At 72.5% G+C, this 15649-nt stretch carries 15 protein-coding genes; 9 read left to right on the top strand and 6 right to left on the bottom strand.

All coding sequences use genetic code 11. The annotated features are described in order from the left end of the window. Window positions 1–267: 267 nt before the first annotated feature. Window positions 268–930: a DUF4956 domain-containing protein gene (locus AB0E05_RS16185; protein WP_361963690.1), complete on the top strand. Its 663-nt coding sequence runs from the start codon at window positions 268–270 to the stop codon at window positions 928–930. Then, a complete protein-coding gene (locus AB0E05_RS16180; protein WP_361963688.1) occupies window positions 927–1808 on the top strand; it encodes a polyphosphate polymerase domain-containing protein in 882 nt (293 codons plus the stop codon). Before AB0E05_RS16185 ends, AB0E05_RS16180 begins: the two co-directional genes overlap by 4 nt. Window positions 1809–1892: 84 nt before the next feature. Here AB0E05_RS16180 and AB0E05_RS16175 read toward each other — a convergent pair whose 3' ends face one another. Beyond that, window positions 1893–2711: an SAM-dependent methyltransferase gene (locus AB0E05_RS16175; RefSeq protein WP_361963686.1), complete on the bottom strand. Its 819-nt coding sequence runs from the start codon at window positions 2709–2711 to the stop codon at window positions 1893–1895. A 205-nt stretch (window positions 2712–2916) separates the two neighbouring features. Between AB0E05_RS16175 and AB0E05_RS16170 the strand changes: the two genes are divergently transcribed. After that, window positions 2917–3975 (top strand): MBL fold metallo-hydrolase, encoded by a 1059-nt coding sequence (locus AB0E05_RS16170; RefSeq protein ID WP_361963684.1) that lies wholly within the window; start codon window positions 2917–2919, stop codon window positions 3973–3975. Window positions 3976–4191: 216 nt separating this feature from the next. Here the strand turns inward: AB0E05_RS16170 and AB0E05_RS16165 are convergent, their stop codons facing one another. Together AB0E05_RS16165 and AB0E05_RS16160 are read right to left on the bottom strand one after the other, a co-directional pair. Next, on the bottom strand, window positions 4192–4956 hold the full coding sequence (locus tag AB0E05_RS16165) for an alpha/beta fold hydrolase (RefSeq protein WP_361963682.1): 765 nt from the start codon (window positions 4954–4956) through the stop codon (window positions 4192–4194). A 187-nt stretch (window positions 4957–5143) separates the two neighbouring features. After that, window positions 5144–6406 (bottom strand): TetR family transcriptional regulator, encoded by a 1263-nt coding sequence (locus AB0E05_RS16160; RefSeq protein WP_361963680.1) that lies wholly within the window; start codon window positions 6404–6406, stop codon window positions 5144–5146. A 259-nt stretch (window positions 6407–6665) separates the two neighbouring features. Between AB0E05_RS16160 and AB0E05_RS16155 the strand changes: the two genes are divergently transcribed. The 3 genes from AB0E05_RS16155 to AB0E05_RS16145 are packed head-to-tail and all read left to right on the top strand — an operon-like array spanning window position 6666 to window position 8997. Beyond that, window positions 6666–7355 carry an ABC transporter permease gene (locus AB0E05_RS16155; RefSeq protein WP_361963678.1) on the top strand — a complete coding sequence of 230 codons (690 nt, stop codon included), beginning with the start codon at window positions 6666–6668 and terminating at the stop codon, window positions 7353–7355. Continuing rightward, window positions 7352–8029 carry an ABC transporter permease subunit gene (locus AB0E05_RS16150; protein WP_361963676.1) on the top strand — a complete coding sequence of 226 codons (678 nt, stop codon included), beginning with the start codon at window positions 7352–7354 and terminating at the stop codon, window positions 8027–8029. The genes AB0E05_RS16155 and AB0E05_RS16150 overlap by 4 nt, the downstream gene beginning before the upstream one ends. Then, window positions 8029–8997: an ABC transporter substrate-binding protein gene (locus tag AB0E05_RS16145; RefSeq protein ID WP_361963674.1), complete on the top strand. Its 969-nt coding sequence runs from the start codon at window positions 8029–8031 to the stop codon at window positions 8995–8997. Before AB0E05_RS16150 ends, AB0E05_RS16145 begins: the two co-directional genes overlap by 1 nt. 19 nt (window positions 8998–9016) lie before the next feature. Here the strand turns inward: AB0E05_RS16145 and AB0E05_RS16140 are convergent, their stop codons facing one another. The 3 genes from AB0E05_RS16140 to AB0E05_RS16130 form a co-directional block, all read right to left on the bottom strand. After that, window positions 9017–10207 carry a hypothetical protein gene (locus AB0E05_RS16140; protein WP_361963672.1) on the bottom strand — a complete coding sequence of 397 codons (1191 nt, stop codon included), beginning with the start codon at window positions 10205–10207 and terminating at the stop codon, window positions 9017–9019. Window positions 10208–10284: 77 nt separating this feature from the next. Continuing rightward, on the bottom strand, window positions 10285–10815 hold the full coding sequence (locus AB0E05_RS16135) for a GNAT family N-acetyltransferase (protein ID WP_361963670.1): 531 nt from the start codon (window positions 10813–10815) through the stop codon (window positions 10285–10287). A 22-nt stretch (window positions 10816–10837) separates the two neighbouring features. Then, window positions 10838–12001 carry a betaine/proline/choline family ABC transporter ATP-binding protein gene (locus AB0E05_RS16130; protein ID WP_361963668.1) on the bottom strand — a complete coding sequence of 388 codons (1164 nt, stop codon included), beginning with the start codon at window positions 11999–12001 and terminating at the stop codon, window positions 10838–10840. Between the two features lie 244 nt (window positions 12002–12245). Here AB0E05_RS16130 and AB0E05_RS16125 point away from each other — a divergent pair, with 244 nt between their 5' ends. The 3 genes from AB0E05_RS16125 (at window position 12246) to AB0E05_RS16115 (ending at window position 15584) form a co-directional block, all read left to right on the top strand. Continuing rightward, window positions 12246–13361: a glycoside hydrolase family 5 protein gene (locus AB0E05_RS16125; RefSeq protein ID WP_361963666.1), complete on the top strand. Its 1116-nt coding sequence runs from the start codon at window positions 12246–12248 to the stop codon at window positions 13359–13361. A gap of 131 nt (window positions 13362–13492) precedes the next feature. Further along, window positions 13493–14791: an alpha/beta fold hydrolase gene (locus AB0E05_RS16120; RefSeq protein ID WP_361963664.1), complete on the top strand. Its 1299-nt coding sequence runs from the start codon at window positions 13493–13495 to the stop codon at window positions 14789–14791. Between the two features lie 40 nt (window positions 14792–14831). Beyond that, the gene (locus AB0E05_RS16115; protein WP_361963662.1) at window positions 14832–15584 is read left to right on the top strand and encodes a PIG-L deacetylase family protein; all 753 of its coding nucleotides are present in this window, start codon (window positions 14832–14834) and stop codon (window positions 15582–15584) included. The last annotated feature ends 65 nt before the right edge of the window (window positions 15585–15649 follow it).

Genomic DNA, 15649 nt, shown 5'->3' with positions numbered 1-15649 from the left:
CTCGACGGGCGCTTCCGTCATACCGCCTCCTCTCGCGCACATCCCCTTCGTGCGCGCGCACTCACGTCGTCGTGACGGAACTTCGCATGCCTTCCCGTGATGAAATCCCGCATTAACTATGAAAAACTTCTCATGGGCATGTGAAAGAAATCTCATTGCCTCTTTGGCTGAAATAGAAAATCCCTTTCCCTCTTCTTTGCGTGATGTTGGTTTAGGATTCCTGGAAATCGGAACTCGACGTCATGTACCCATGCAGGAGGTGCGCCCATGGAGTCGCTGAGGCAACTCGCCGCTCATCTGGGTTTAGATCTGATAGCTGTGAGTCTGCTGACGTTCGCCGTCTACTATCCAAGGCACCGTCGTAGGGACCTCCTCCCTGCCTACCTCGCCCTGAACGCCGCGCTGTTCACCGTGGTGGCGGCGCTCGCCCAGGTCGGCGGCAACGGAGGGACGGCACTGGGCTTCGGCCTTTTCGGCGTACTGTCCATAATTCGGCTCCGCTCCGATTCCATCCAACACGAAGAGGTCGCCTATTACTTCACCACCTTGGTCATCGGACTCATCTGCGGTCTGCCGCAACTCGAACTCCGCGAGGCCGGTGCCCTCACCCTCCTGCTCCTCCTCGTCGTGTATGCGGCGGACCATCCGAAGCTGTTCGCCAGGTCCCGCCGGACCGTGGTCACGTTGGACGCTGTGTACGAAAGCGCCGACGACCTCCGGGCCGATCTGGGCCTGCGCTTGGGTGAGCCACTCAACTGGACTGTCATGCAGGTGGACTACGTCCGCGACCTGACCGTGGTCGACGTGCGCTACCGGACGGCGAAGCCGTCCGCGAAGGCCACCCGGAGCGCGGCGGACGCCTCCTCCGACGAGCCCGCCCGCACCACCGGGGCCGAGCGCACCGAAGAGCCCTCGCTGGAGGCGGTGTGACCCTCGCCGTCGCACCCCGACCGGGGCGCACCGCCCGCGCACCGCGCATCCCACCAGCCCCGCGCACCGGCCAACTCGTCCTGCCCGAACTCGGCGCCGTGGCCGAGTCCGTCCTCGCAGCGGCGCCCATCTCCCTGAAGGAAGTCCAGGAGCGCGCCGAACTGATGGCCCGCTTCGACCAGGCATACCTCGTCCCCGCCGGGGTCTTCACCCGGCTCGTCGCCCATCTGACCGACCGGGCACGCCCCGCCGGTCCGTTCCGGGTGCTCACCATCGACGACCGCCGCTGGTTCGGCTACCACTCCGTGTACTACGACACCCCCGACTGGCGCTGTTTCCACGAGCACCGTCAAGGACGACGGCTACGGTTCAAGATCCGCGAGCGGGTCTACCGGGACTCCGGGCTGCGCCAGTTCGAGATCAAGCTGAAGAGCGGCCGGGGCGAGACCATCAAGCACCGCCGCCCGCTCACCGGCGCCGACACCCCGCTGGACGCGCCGTACCGGGAGTTCCTCGCCGGCCACCTCCGTGCCGCGTACGGACTGGAGCCGCCCGCGGACCTGTCGCCGTCGATCGTCACCGACTACCGGCGCGCCACACTGGTCTCCGACGGCGAGCGGATCACCTGCGACACCGGGCTGAGCTGCCACGACGTACGGGCCGACCGGTCCGTACGGTGTGATCCGGGGCTGGTGCTGGTGGAGACGAAGACCACCGGACACCTCACCGAGGCCGACCTCTTCCTGCACGCCCACGGGGTGCGCCCCGCGGTGTTCACCAAGTACTGCGCGGCGATCGCCGCACTGCACCCCCGGCAGCCGGCGAACCGCTGGCGCCGGGCCGCCCGCCTGGCCTTCGCGGCCGGCGGGACCCCCTGACGTCGGCTGTGCAAGGGAGCCGACGAAGCGCCGCCGGGGCGTGGGCCCGTCCCGGCGGCGCATCGCCGCGCCCGGAAGCCGCCGCTACGGCTTGCGGGCCACCCCGCCCAGTGCGATGACGTCGCCGTCGACGGCCGCGCCCGGCTGCGGACGCCACCGGGCGAGCGGCACCACGCCCGGCGCCAACAGCTCCATCCCCTCGAAGAACCCGGCGATCTCGGCCGGGCTGCGCAGGTGGTACGGGACGGCCCCGCTGGCGTTGTACAGACGGGTGGCCTCGGCGTTGCCCTCGTGGGTGTTCACGCTGTCGTTGAAGACGAGGTAGCTCCCGGACGGCAGCGCGCCCAGCAGCCGGTCCACGACCGACCGGGCCCCTTCATAGGTGGCCACGTGCCCGATCACCTGCATCAGCGTGAGGGCCACCGGCTGGGACAGGTCCAGGGTGCCCGCGGCCTTCTCGATCACCGCTTCGGGGTCGTGCAGGTCCGCGTCCACGTAGTCCGTGACCCCCTCGGGCGTGCTGACCAGCAGCGCACGGGCGTGGGCGAGGACGAGCGGGTCGTTGTCCACGTACACGATCCGGGAGGAGGGGGCGGCCCGCTGGGCGATCTGGTGGGTGTTGTCGGCCGTGGGCAGCCCGGTGCCGATGTCGAGGAACTGACGGATGCCCTGCTCGATCGCCAGATGGGTGACCGTGCGGGCGAGGAAGGCGCGGGAGTCTCGGGCGAGGTCGACGATGCCGGGGAACGACTGCCGGAACTCCTCGCCGAGGTACTGGTCGACGGGGTAGTTGTCCTTACCGCCCAGCCAGTAGTTCCACACCCGGGCGGAGTGCGGCGCCCCGGTGTCGAACTCGGGGTGGCGCGTCTCTCCCGGTTCCGTGCCCGGCTTCTCGGCTGTCATGAAGTGAACCTCCCGGCTGTTGCTCTTCGACGCTGCATGCGATCGCTGCCCCGTTCGTCCTGCTGTTCAACCTAGTGCCGTCGCCACCCATTCGGTGACCGGGGCACCCGGGACCCGTCGGGCGGGCACGGGACGCGCTTGACACGTGTGCGCGCTACACGGAAAAGTGAACGTGCGTTCAGTCGCCGCTCGGAGGGGAAGCGCCGTGGGAATCGAGATCACCGGCCAGGTGCAGTGGCAGGCGTGGCAGGACCGCGTGCTGCCGCCGGTCGAGCGGGTCGCCCCCGGTCTGTGGTCCGTGCCGGTGCCGATCCCCGACAACCCCCTGCGCTACGTCCTGGTGTACGCACTGGAGGCGGACGACGGCCTCGTGCTCGTGGACGCCGGCTGGGACGACGACGTGTCCTGGGCGGCGCTGACCCGGGGCATCGCCGAGATCGGCGCTGACGTCCAAGACGTCCGCGGGGTGCTGGTCACCCACTTCCACGGCGACCACCTCGGGTTGGCCGGCCGGGTGCGCGAGGCGTCCGGCGCGTGGATCGCCCTGCACGAACTCGACGCGGCCGAGGTGAAGAACCTGCCCTCCAGCGTCGACGAGTGGATCCGGGTGGTCGGCGGCCACCTCCAGGAACACGGCGTCGCGGCCGACGAGGCGCACAGCACCGTCGAGGCCATGGAGGTGGCGCGCCACCTCGCCCCCGCCCTTGCCGACCGCGTCCTGGCGGACGGCGACGTGCTGCGCGCGGGCGGCCGGGAGCTGCGCGCGGTGTGGACCCCCGGCCACACGCCCGGGCACACCTGCTTCTACGAGCCGACCGCCCGGCTGCTCTTCTCCGGCGACCACGTCCTGCCCAGGATCACCCCGCAGATCGCGGTGTTCCGCCAGGACGGGGGAGACCCGCTGAAGGAGTTCCTGCGCTCCCTCGGCCGGCTGGACCGCCTCGACGTCGACGAGGTGCTGCCGGCGCACGAGTACCGGTTCCGGGGTCTGAGCCACCGCACGGCGGTGATGGTGCGCCACCACGTGGAGCGCCTGGCCGAACTGCTCGCCCTGGTGGAGCGCTCTCCGGGCGCCACGGCCTGGGAGCTGGCGGCCCTGCTGTCGTGGTCCCGGCCGTGGGAATCCTTCTCACAGGTGAATCGTCGTTTTGCGCTGAGCGAGACCCTGGCCCACCTCGTGACCCTGGAGGGCCGGGGCGAGGCGCACTGCTCGCGCGGGGTCCCGGTGCGCTGGTACGGCGGCTGCGGTCCTGCGGCGCGCTGAGCCCGTCCGCCCTTTCCGGCCGATTCCCTTCGGGAAGTCGACGTGTTCGACGAAGGGATGCATGGCCGTTGCACGGTGTATTGGGGAGGCCGACGACCGCCTCCACGTGCCCGTGCTCTGACGCGTACGGACGACGGCGCCGGGCGGGTGGCGGACCTCGGTGGGTCCGCCGCCCGCCGGCCCCTCGCACCGCCGCGAGCCGGGTTCCCCCGGGCGTCAGCCGGTGCGCGCGGGCAGCAGGTTGTCCGAGATCACCTTCATGATCGCGGCCTGGTGGTTCGTCAGATAGAAGTGACCGCCGGTGTACACGTGGAGGTCGAACGTGCTCTCCGTGTGGTCGCCCCAGGAACGCGCCTCGTCCACGGTCACCTTGGGGTCGTCGTCGCCGACCAGCCCGATCACGGGGCAGCGCAGCTTCGCCCCCGGCTCGTAGACGTACGTCTCCACCGCTTGGTAGTCGGCCCGGATCGCGGGCAGCACCATCCTCAGCAGGTCCTCGTCGCCCAGCACCTGGGAGTCGGTGCCGCTCAGGCGCTTCAGCTCGGCGATCACGCCGTCGTCGCCCAGGCGGTGCACGTTCTCGTCCCGGTGCCGCGACGGCGCGCGGCGGCCCGAGGCGAACAGCGCCTCCAGCACGACGCCGTGGCGGTCCTCCAGCCGTCGGGCCACCTCGAAGGCGAGCGTCGCGCCCATGCTGTGGCCGAACAGCGCCAGGGGCTGGTCGAGCCAGGGCTCAAGCGCCCGGGTGACCTCGTCGGCCAGCTCCGGGACGGTGGCGACGTTGGGCTCCTTGCGGCGGTCCTGACGGCCCGGGTACTGGATGGCCAGGACGTCGACGGGGCCCGGCGCGGCGTGCGCCACGGGGAGGTAGAAGGAGGCGGAGCCGCCCGCGTGGGGCAGACAGACGAGTCTGAGCCCACTGTCGTCGCGGGGGTTGAACCGCCTGACCCACAGCTTGTTTTCCTCATCCTTGCCGGTCACGACAGGGGCCGATCCTTCCTCGAAGCCGCCACTTGGTCCGGGTCTGTTTCGGACATGAGCCTTCCGAAGATATTCACGGCGCCGCCCGGCGAACCACCCCTACCACCCCCTCAATGCGCTCGTACGCCCCCCGTGCCCCGTCTCCCTCCCCCGACCGTGCGGCCCCGTGCGCATCCGGCCCGGAGCCTCAAGGCGCGTCGTGCGGCAGCAGGAACCGCAGGGAGAGGGCGCCCGCGGCGGTCGGCGTCGGGCGTCCGCGCCGCAGCAGCGCCACTTCCTGGACGGCCGCGTTCGCCGCCGCGGTCAGCACCCGCGCCTCCGTCTCCTCCAGGTCGGGCCGCACTTCCAGCAGCACCGCCGAGCACACCTGCCGCAGGTCCCGCAACCGCCGCTGGATGCGGGTGCCGTCGTACGCGGGGAGCGCATCGCCCTCCCGGGCGGCCACGGCGATGACGTCGGCGTCCGCGAACACCGTGTCCGCGTACGAGCGGGAAATCAACCACAGCGCCTCCCGGGCCGACCCCGCCTCCTCCAGCGCCCGCTCCACCGAGATCTCCAGCTTCGCCACCGCGTGGTCGCAGGCGTCCACCAGGATCTCCACCTTGCTGTCGTACGTGCCGTACACCGTCGGCCCCGAGATCCCGGCCGCCCTGCCGATCTGGTCGATGCCCACGCCGTGGTAGCCGTACTGGCGGAACAGCGTCGCCGCGACGTCCCGGATCTCCTCGCGGCGCGAGCGCGGCGGGGTCCACGTGCGCCGCCGCGGTCGGGCGCCGGCCGCGGGCCCCGGTGCGGCCGGCGCCACCAGCAGGGCCCACAGCGACTCGGTGACCCGTGCGGCCAGGCGCGGGTCGGGCGGGCGGTGCGCGCCGCGGGCGAGCAGCGCCAGCACCCCGTTGACGGCGCGCTTGCGGACCCGGGCATCGGCGCGGGAGACCTCCGGCCGGGCCTCGTGCACGGCGCGCTCCCACAGTCGGGCGACCACCGCCTCCCCGGCACCCAGCTCCCCGGCCGCCTCCTTCGACAGCGACGCCCGGTCGCGCACGTACGTGCTGACGAGCGTCGGGTGGGCCAGGGTCACGTCCACCGTGCACCGGACCACCTCGCGCAACCGCTCCTCGGGGCCGCCGCCCATCCCGTCCGGTCCCGGTGGCGCCGGGCGGGCGGCCTGGTCGAAGCGGTCCAGCGCGTCCTGGAGCACGGACCTCAGCAGGTCCTCCTTGCCGCTGAAGTGCCGGTAGATCGCGCCGGGGGAGACGCCGACGCGTTCGGCGATGTCCCCGACCCCGGTGGCGGCGTACCCCCGCTCGGCGAACAGCTCGGCCGCGACCCGCGCGATGATCGCCCGGCGGTCCTTGGGCCGTCTGGTGCGCTCGGGCGCCCGACGGTCCTCGACGGCTCCGGCCGGACCGCCGCGTGCCGCGCGCCCGGCGTGCCCGCTCTGGGTCATGCCGCCCACTCCCGTTTCCCGGCCCGCCCGACGGCCGGCCCCGATGCAGAACCTACCGTCACCCCGTGCGGACGGATACCCGCATGTCCGGTTCCGCCGCAGGTCCGAGGGGGTACGGGGCCCGCTGGCGCCCCGCCGGCCCGTGGCCGGCCGACCGTGCACGGCCGGGTCGGTCCTTCATCGCCCCGCGGCGCCCGGACGTGCCCGTTCGGGTGAACACAACGCGCGTTCCGCCGTCCCCGCGGGCTCGAATGGGGTGATGACGGCGCCCCCCGACGACTGCCTCGCGCGCAACGAGTGGATCTGCGGCGCCTATCTGTCCACCCGCCGCGAGATCCTGCTGGACGCCGTCGTCCAGCACCTCCAACTCACCTTCGTCTCCGTCGGCCTCGCGCTCCTCATCGCCGTCCCGCTGGCCGTCGTCGCCCGCCGCTGGAAGCTCGCGGCCGGCCCGGTGCTGGGCGTCACCACCGTCCTCTACACGATCCCCTCCCTCGCCATGTTCTCGCTGTTGCTGCCGCTCTACGGCCTGTCCGCCGCGCTGGTGATCGCCGGGCTCGTGCTCTACTCGCTGACCTTGCTGGTCCGCAACGTCCTCGCCGGGCTCCGGGCCGTCCCCGAGGAGACCCGGCAGGCCGCCCGCGGCATGGGGTACGGCCCCGTCCGCCTGCTGCTCGCGGTCGAACTGCCGCTCGCCCTGCCGGCGTCCATGGCAGGGCTGAGGATCGCGACCGTCTCCGCCGTCTCCCTCGCCACGATCGGCGCGATCGTCGGCCACGGCGGCCTCGGCAACCTCATCTACTCGGGCATGAACACCTACTTCAAGGCCCAGGTGCTCACCGCGTCCGTGCTGTGCGTGGTGATCGCCGTCGCCGCCGACCTCGCCCTCCTGCTGGTGCAGCGGTGCGCCACGCCGTGGGCGAGGCCGCAGAAGGGGGCGCCGGCGTGAACACCCTCGCAGCGGCCTGGGACTGGCTGACCGACGGAGCGAACTGGAGCGGTGACGGCGGCATCGCCGAACGGCTCGTCGAGCACCTCTACCTCACCGCCGTCTGCCTCGGGTTGAGCTGCCTGATCGCCCTCCCCGTCGCGCTGTACCTCGGCCACCTCGGCAAGGGGGGCGCGCTCGCGGTGAACATCTCCAACGCGGGCCGCGCCGTGCCCACCTTCGCCGTGCTGGTGCTGCTGCTCCTCAGCCCGCTCGGGGACTTCGGCTCCTGGCCCACCGTCATCGCGCTGGTGCTGTTCGCCGTGCCGCCGCTGCTGACCAACGCGTACACCGGGATGCGCGGCGTGGACCAGGACGTCGTACGCGCCGCACGGGGCATGGGCATGACCGGGACGCAGGTGCTGCGGGGCGTCGAGGTCCCCCTGGCGCTGCCGCTGGTCCTCACCGGGGTGCGGATCGCAGCGGTCCAGCTGGTGGCGACCGCGACCATCGCGGCGCTCGCCGGCGGCGGCGGCCTCGGTCGCATCATCATCGCCGGGTTCAACCTCGCCTCCACGCCCCGGGTGGTCGCCGGCGCCGTCCTCGTCGCGGCGCTCGCACTGGTCATCGAGGGGCTGTTCGTCCTGGCGCAACGGATCGCGCCGGTCGGCGGCGTCCGCACGGGCGGCTCCTGATGGCCCGCCGCCGACCCCCGCCCACGGCCCGGCGACGACCGGTGCTCCTGCTCCTCGTGGCCCTGGCGGTGGTCGCCGGCTGTGGGACCGGGCCGTCGCTGGAGAACCGCGGTGAGGTCGACGTACCTCCCGGTGACAGCAAGCACCTGACCATCGGCTCCGCGGGCTTCACCGAGAGCGATCTGCTCGCGCAGATGTACGCACTGCTGCTGGACCGCGCCGGCTACGGCACCCGGATCCTGTCCGTCACCAACCGCGAGATCTACGAACCCGCCCTGGAGAGCGGCCGGATCGACGTGGTGCCCGAGTACGCCGCCACCTTCGCCGACTGGTTGAACGCCAAGGTGAACGGGGAGGACGCGCCCCCCGCCGGCTCGCCCGACCTCACCGCCACCATGACCGCGCTGCGACGGCTGGCCGCCCCCCGCGGCCTCACCGTCCTCGACCCCGGCCGGGCGGTCGACCAGAACGCCTTCGCCGTCGCCCGCCCGTACGCCGCCGAGCACGACCTGAAGACCCTCAGCGACCTGGGCCGCTCCGGGCTCCCGGTACGGCTCGCGGCCGGTGACGAGTGCGTCCAGCGGCCGTACTGCGAGCCCGGTCTGAAGGAGACGTACGGCATCGACATCACCGGCATCGACCCCAAGGGAGTGGGCACGACCCAGGCCAAGCAGGCCGTGCAGAGCGGTCGGGACCAGATGATGCTGACCACCACGACCGACGCGACGCTGGACCAGTTCGACCTGGTGCTGCTCGACGACGACAAGCACCTGCAGAACGCCGACTACATCGTGCCCGTGGTCAACCGGGCGCGCGCCGGCGCCACCGGGGTCACCACGGCCCTCGGGCGACTGAACACCGTGCTGACGACCGAGGACCTGGCGTCGATGAACGAAGAGGTCGACAGCTGGCGACGCCTCCCGGAGGACGTCGCCCGCACCTATCTGACGTCGAAGGGCCTGCTGTGAGCCGCGGCGGCCCGGTGCCTCAGGCGTGCCCCAGCTCGCCGGAGACCGGGGGCGGCCCCGTGTGCAGCTGCTCCAGGCGTCGCTGGAGCACCCGCAGGGCCCCGCGCTGACGGCCCGGTACCCGGCGGCGCAGCGCGACCAGGCGCGGGGCGAGCCGTCGGGCCCCCTCCCGGTCCCGGATCTGCTCCCACTGGTGGTGCGCGCGGTCCACCGCCCCCTCCACGTCGGGGTCGTCGGTGGCCTGGTGCCGCCCGAGCCGGGCGTCCGCCGCACCCATCCACAGCTCGCAGCTGACGGCGGGATCACCGGCGAGCCGGGCCAGGTCCGCCCGTACCTCCAGCCAGTGCACGGCCTGCGACGAGCCCGGGCCGTACGTCCGCACCTCGTGCTCCTCCCAGGCAGCGGCGACGGCGGCGGCCTCCTCGTGCCGTCCCGCCTGCGCGGCGGCCAGGATCGCGGGATGCGGGTCCCGGGGGGTGGGGGCCGGGACCTTCGGGCCGGGGGCGCCCGCCGGTGCGTAGCCGACCGGCGGCACCGCGGTGGCCGACGGCGGCGCCAGCAACAGCGCCCCCGCGCCGCCCGCTTGGACCGCCGCCTGCTCGTGCAGCGCCGCCGGGTCGGGCCGCGCCCCGCTGCGCCAGATCGAGGCGCAGGCGGCGAGGTACGCCGGGACCGCGGGCTCGCGCCGCTGCGGCGGCGGGGCAACGCGCCCGTACAGCCGGATCGCGGAGCCGAGCGCCAGCAGCTTGGGCCCCTCGGACGTGATGCGCTGCCAGACCTCGGGCGCGGTGACCAGGTCCACCACCACCGTCGTCGTCCCCGGCCGGCGGATGGTCAGCTCGGAGGCGAGCCAGTGCCACGGCAGGGCGGTGTAGCGCAGCGTCGTCGCCGTGGTGCGGGCGAGCGCCAGGTGCGGCAACTGCTGCTTGCGGTCGAGTTGCAGCTGCCCCGCGACGTACAGGAACAGCGGCCCCTCCGACGCCGCAGCCGCCCGGATCCGCGTCAGGACCGTCTGCGGGTCCAACGGATCGGCCAACTCGACGACGGTCGCGGCAGCGGTCCCCGTCAGCGCGCTCGGCGGCACCGCGGCGAGCGCGGGCAGAACGGAACTGGCATCGACCAGACGCCCCTTGCCGACCGGCGCGGCTGCGATGAGCAGCGCGGTTCCCGGCACGGTGGCGTCCCCTCCCCTGATCAGCACACCCAGCACGGTAGCCGAATCCCGCGCCGGTCACGGCCTCGCACCCCGGTTCGACGGCGGTACCCGGGGTGTGACGCGCCGTCGTGTCAAGACGGCCGGGCGTCGGGCGCGGGCAGTTCCTTCGCCATCACGTACTGCTGGCCGACGCCGTCCGGGGCGGGGCCGCCGAGTTCGCCGGTCTGCAGGAAGCCGTGACGCCGGTAGAGGGCGTCGGCCGGCGCGTTGCCGGGGGCGACCAACAGCCGCAGCGAGTGGGCGCCCTGACACAGGGCCCAATCCTCCACGGCCGTGACGAGGAGGTCGGCCACGCCCCGCCCCCGGGCCGTCGGCGCCACCCAGACCGAGCGCAGCTCGTACGCCGCTGTGGTCCCGAGGCGCAGTCCGCGCGCCATGCCGACGGGGCGGGCGTCGGCCTCGGCGATGAGGTTGTACGAGCCGGGGTCGGTCGACATCGCGCGCCAGCGGGCCTCCTCGCCGCGGTGCCAGTCGTCGATGCGGGAGCAGAAGGCGTGCGGCGCATCGGCGACGGCCGCACGTCGCAGGTCCCGCCAGAGCGGCCACTCGTCGTCGGTGACCACCCGCAGGGCGACCGGCTCGACCGGGGGTTCTTCGATCACCGGACGATTATCGTGGCTGAGGTCAGGCGTCGGACACCGAGGTGAAGTCGACCGAGCCCCGCGCCACCCCCTGGGCGTCCGCGTCCACCGATCTGCGCAGGGCCTCGTGGAGCTTCGCGGGGGTCAGCACGCCCACGAAGTGGTCGCCGTCGACCACCGCCACCCAGCCCGCGTCGTGCTGGAGCATCTCGCTGAACGCCCGTTTCAGGGAGGCGCCGAGCGGGACCCACGCCTCCATGCGGCGCGCCAGGTCACCGACCGCGCCCTGTTCGCCCGCGATGGCGAGGGCTTCGGCGGAGACCCAGCCGTGCAGATCGCCGTCCGCGCCCAGGACGACGGCCCAGCGGGCGCCCTGGGCGCGCATCCGGGTCGCGGCGGAGCGCGCGGTCTCGTCGAGGCGGGCCACCGGCGGCTGTTCGAGGTCGTCCTCCTCGATCGTGGTCACCGACAGCCGCTTCAACCCCCGGTCGGCGCCGACGAACCGCGCCACGTACTCCGTCGCGGGCGCCCCGAGCACGGTCGCCGGGGTGTCGTACTGCTCGATGCGGCCCTGTCCGTACACGGCGATGCGATCGCCCATGCGCACCGCCTCCTCGATGTCGTGGGTGACCAGCAGCACGGTCTTGCGGACGGTGGCCTGGAGGCTGAGGAACTCGTTCTGGAGGTGCTCGCGCACCACCGGGTCGACGGCGCCGAAGGGTTCGTCCATCAGCAGCACGGGCGGGTCGGCGGCCAGGGCGCGGGCCACGCCGACCCGCTGGCGCTGGCCGCCGGAGAGCTGGGCCGGATAGCGGGGGCCGTACGTCGTGGGGTCCAGGCCCACCAGGTCGAGGAGTTCGGCGGCCCTCGCGCGTGCCTTCGCCTTCTTCCAGCCGAGGAGCGCGGGGACGGTGGCGGTGTTGTCGAGGACGGTGCGGTGCGGGAAGAGCCCGGCCTGTTGGATGACGTAGCCGATGCGGCGGCGCAGGGCGACCGGGTCCACGGACGAGACGTCCTCGCCGGCGACCTCGATGCGGCCGGAGGTCGGTTCGATCAGCCGGTTCACCATCATCATCGTGGTCGTCTTGCCGCAGCCGGAGGGGCCCACGAGGGTGACGAGTTCGCCCTCGGCGACCTCGAAGGAGAGTTCGTCGACCGCCGTCGTGCCGTCCGGATAGACCTTGCTGACCTGCTCGAACCGGATCATGACCCCACGTTAGGAGCGGGGGCGGACCGTCGCACACGGGCCGGGACCGTCCGTGGCCCGTCGATGCGGTCCCGACCCCGTCCGTCGATCCGCTCAGGTGTGCGGGCGGGCGATCATTCTTGTCATGACCCTTGCGACTGCGCGCGGTGGCTGCTTCCATCCGGGTTAGGAAAGTTTCCTTTCAGTCTCGGTATCCCCACGAACCGTCACACCTGGAGACGCCATGAAACCCCCACGTCATTGGATGCGATCCATGGCGGGCGCCGGAGCCGTCACGGCCGCCCTCCTGCTCGGCCTCACCGCCGCCCCGACCACGTCCGCGGCGCCCGCCCCCGAGCCCGCGGCTCCCGCCAGCGCCCCCGCCGCCGACGGCCGTTCCGTCGACACCGCCCGGGCAAAGGCCCCCAGTGGCAGCCCCGTCGCGATCAACGGCCAGCTCAAGGTCTGCGGCACCAAGCTCTGCAACCAGTCGGGCAAGCCGATCCAACTGCGCGGCATGTCCACGCACGGCCTCCAGTGGTACCCGCAGTGCGTGACCAACGGCTCCCTCGACGCCCTGGCCAAGGACTGGAAGGCCGACGTCCTGCGGATCTCCATGTACGTCCAGGAGGGCGGCTACGAGACCAACCCGCGCAAGTTCACCGACCTGGTCCACTCGATCATCGAGCAGGCCAGCGCACGCGGCATGTACGCGATCGTCGACTGGCACATGCTCAGCCCCGGCGACCCGCACCACAACCTCGCCCGCGCCAAGACCTTCTTCACCGAGATCGCCCAGCGCCACAACAACAAGAAGAACGTGATCTACGAGATCGCCAACGAGCCCAGCGGCGTCTCCTGGTCCCGGATCAAGAGCTACGCCGAGCAACTGATCCCGGTGATCCGCCAGCAGGACCCGGACGCCCCGGTCCTCGTCGGCACCCGCGCCTGGTCGTCCCTCGGCGTCTCGGAGAGCTCCAACGAGTCCGAGGTCGTGAACAACCCGGTGAACGCCGGCAACATCATGTACACCTTCCACTTCTACGCCGACTCGCACCGGGACGAGTACCTGAACACCCTCGCCCGCGCCGCCGACCGGATCCCGATGTTCGTCACCGAGTTCGGCACCCAGAACTACGCGGGCGAAGGCGCCAACAACTTCACCGTGTCCCAGCGCTACCTCGACCTGATGGCGAGCAAGAAGATCAGCTGGGTCAACTGGAACTTCTCCGACGACCACCGCAGCGGCGCCGTCTTCACGTCAGGCACGTGCAACAGCAACGGACCGTGGACCGGGACCTCCCGGCTCAAGGAGGCCGGCGTCTGGATCCGCGACCGGATCAGGACCCCGGACGACTTCCGGACCTCCCAGAACCCCTGAGAACCTCCTGACCTGCGCCAGTACGCACCACCCACGCCCGCCCCGGGACACCCCGTGTGATCCCATGGGGCGGGCGTGCCCCATGGACGTCCCATGGATACGGTGCGCACGACGCGAGGCAGGAGTTACCCGTGACCCCCTACCGGCAGCCCGGAGTCCGGCTCACCGACCACCGCTTCACCGTCCCCCTGGACCACGCGGCCCCGAACGGCGAAACGCTGGAGCTCTTCGGACGCGAGGTCGTCGACCCCGCGCGCGCCGGCGACGACCTGCCCTGGCTGGTGTACCTGGAGGGCGGCCCCGGCTTCGGCGCCCTGCGCAGCATCGGCCGCGAGGCGTGGCTGGAGCGGGCGCTCAAGGACCACCGCGTCCTGCTGCTCGACCACCGCGGCACCGGCGCCTCCACCCCGCAGAACCGCCGGACACTCGCACACCTGCCCACCGACGAGGCCCGGGCCGACCACCTGGCGCACTTCCGCGCCGACTCCATCGTCCGCGACTGCGAACTGGTGCGCGCCCGGCTCACCGGCGGCGCCCCCTGGAGCGTCCTCGGTCAGAGCTTCGGCGGCTTCAGCGCCACCCACTACCTGTCCGCCGCGCCCGAGGGGCTGCGGGAGGTCTTCATCACCGGCGGCCTGCCCTCGCTCGCCCACCACGCCGACGACGTCTACCGGGCCGCGTACCCCCGCATCGAGCGCAAGGTCGCAGGCCACTACGAGCGCTACCCCATGGACGTGGAGCGCGCCCGCCGCATCACCGCCCACCTCGCCGAGCACCGCACCGTACTGCCCGGCGGCTACGTCCTGACCCCCGAGGCGTTCCAGTCCCTCGGCATCATGCTCGGCGCCAGCACCGGCAGCCACCGACTGCACCACCTGTTGGAGAACGCCTTCGTCCGGGTCGGCGACCGCCACGAACTGGCCGACGCCTTCCAGGAGTCCGTACTCGCCGCACTGTCCTTCGCCGGCCACCCCATCTACGCCCTGCTGCACGAAGCCATCTACGGACAGGACGAGCGGCCCACCGCCTGGTCGGCCGAGCGCGTCCGCGCCGAGTTCCCGCAGTTCGACGCCGTTGCGGCGCTGGAGGGCGACGGACCCGTCCTGTTCACGGGCGAGACCATCCACCCCTGGCACTTCGACGTCGACCCGTCGCTGCGACCCCTGAAGGAGGCCGCCGACCTGCTGGCCGCCCGCACGGACTGGGCGCCCCTGTACGACGCGGAGCGACTGGCCGCCAACGAGGTGCCCGTGGCCGCCGCGATCTACCACGACGACATGTACGTCGACACCGCACACTCGCTGCGCACCGCCCGCACCATCCGCGGGCTGCGCACCTGGGTCACCGACGAGTACGAGCACGACGGCCTGCGGGCCGACGGACCGCGCGTCCTGGACCGGCTCATCGGCCTCGTCCGGGGCGAGGTCTGACGACCCCCGGCGGCGCCGGGAGGGGTCGTATCCTGCGATCATGACCGAAGCCACGGACCCCAGCGCCCAGCTCGAACCGATGCCCGAGGACTGGCGGCGCGCCCTCGCGGTCGTCGCGCACCCCGACGACCTGGAGTACGGCTGCGCCGCCGCCATCGCGGGCTGGGTCGACGGCGGGCGGGAGGTCGCCTACCTCCTCGCCACCCGGGGCGAGGCGGGCATCGACACCCTCAGCCCGGCCGAGTGCGCCCCGCTGCGCGAGCGGGAGCAGCGCGCCAGCGCGGCCGTCGTCGGCGTCTCGACGGTCGAGTTCCTGGACCACCGGGACGGAGCCATCGAGTACGGCACCGCGCTGCGGCGGGACATCGCCGCGGCCATCCGCCGCCACCGGCCGGAACTCGTCATCACCCTCAACCACCGCGACACCTGGGGCGGCACGCACTGGAACACCCCCGACCACCGGGCGGTCGGCCGGGCGACCCTGGACGCCGCGGCGGACGCGGGCAACCGCTGGATCTTCCCCGAGCTGGTCGAGGAACAGGGCCTCGAACCGTGGAACGGGGTGCGCTGGGTCGCCGTCGCCGGATCCACCTCGCCCACGCACGCCGTGGACGCCACGCCCGGCCTTGAGCGCTCGGTCGAGTCCCTGCTGGCGCACCGCACGTACATCGAGGTCCTGACCGACGAGGACCCCGAGGCGTACTGCCGGGCCTTCCTCCTCGGCAACGCGGAGGAGTCCGGCCGACGCTTCGGCGGGCGGCCCGCCGTCACCTTCGAACTCTTCCCGCGCTGACGACGGGCGGCGCACGGCGCCGCGGGCGAGGCGGCGGTCAGGGCGAAAACCGTTTGCCGCCGCTC

It is taken from the genome of Streptomyces sp. NPDC048057 (assembly GCF_040653095.1).
GTDB lineage: Bacteria > Actinomycetota > Actinomycetes > Streptomycetales > Streptomycetaceae > Streptomyces.
This window is presented reverse-complemented; position numbering and strand designations above follow the sequence as displayed.

Bases quoted from the DNA above. Each gene is read 5' to 3' on its own strand.
- AB0E05_RS16160 (WP_361963680.1), bottom strand. From the start codon at position 6,406: ATGACCCAGAGCGGGCACGCCGGGCGCGCGGCACGCGGCGGTCCGGCC.
- AB0E05_RS16115 (WP_361963662.1), top strand. From the start codon at position 14,832: ATGACCGAAGCCACGGACCCCAGCGCCCAGCTCGAACCGATGCCCGAG.
- AB0E05_RS16175 (WP_361963686.1), bottom strand. From the start codon at position 2,711: ATGACAGCCGAGAAGCCGGGCACGGAACCGGGAGAGACGCGCCACCCC.
- AB0E05_RS16185 (WP_361963690.1), top strand. From the start codon at position 268: ATGGAGTCGCTGAGGCAACTCGCCGCTCATCTGGGTTTAGATCTGATA.
- AB0E05_RS16145 (WP_361963674.1), top strand. From the start codon at position 8,029: ATGGCCCGCCGCCGACCCCCGCCCACGGCCCGGCGACGACCGGTGCTC.
- AB0E05_RS16130 (WP_361963668.1), bottom strand. From the start codon at position 12,001: ATGATCCGGTTCGAGCAGGTCAGCAAGGTCTATCCGGACGGCACGACG.
- AB0E05_RS16125 (WP_361963666.1), top strand. From the start codon at position 12,246: ATGCGATCCATGGCGGGCGCCGGAGCCGTCACGGCCGCCCTCCTGCTC.
- AB0E05_RS16155 (WP_361963678.1), top strand. From the start codon at position 6,666: ATGACGGCGCCCCCCGACGACTGCCTCGCGCGCAACGAGTGGATCTGC.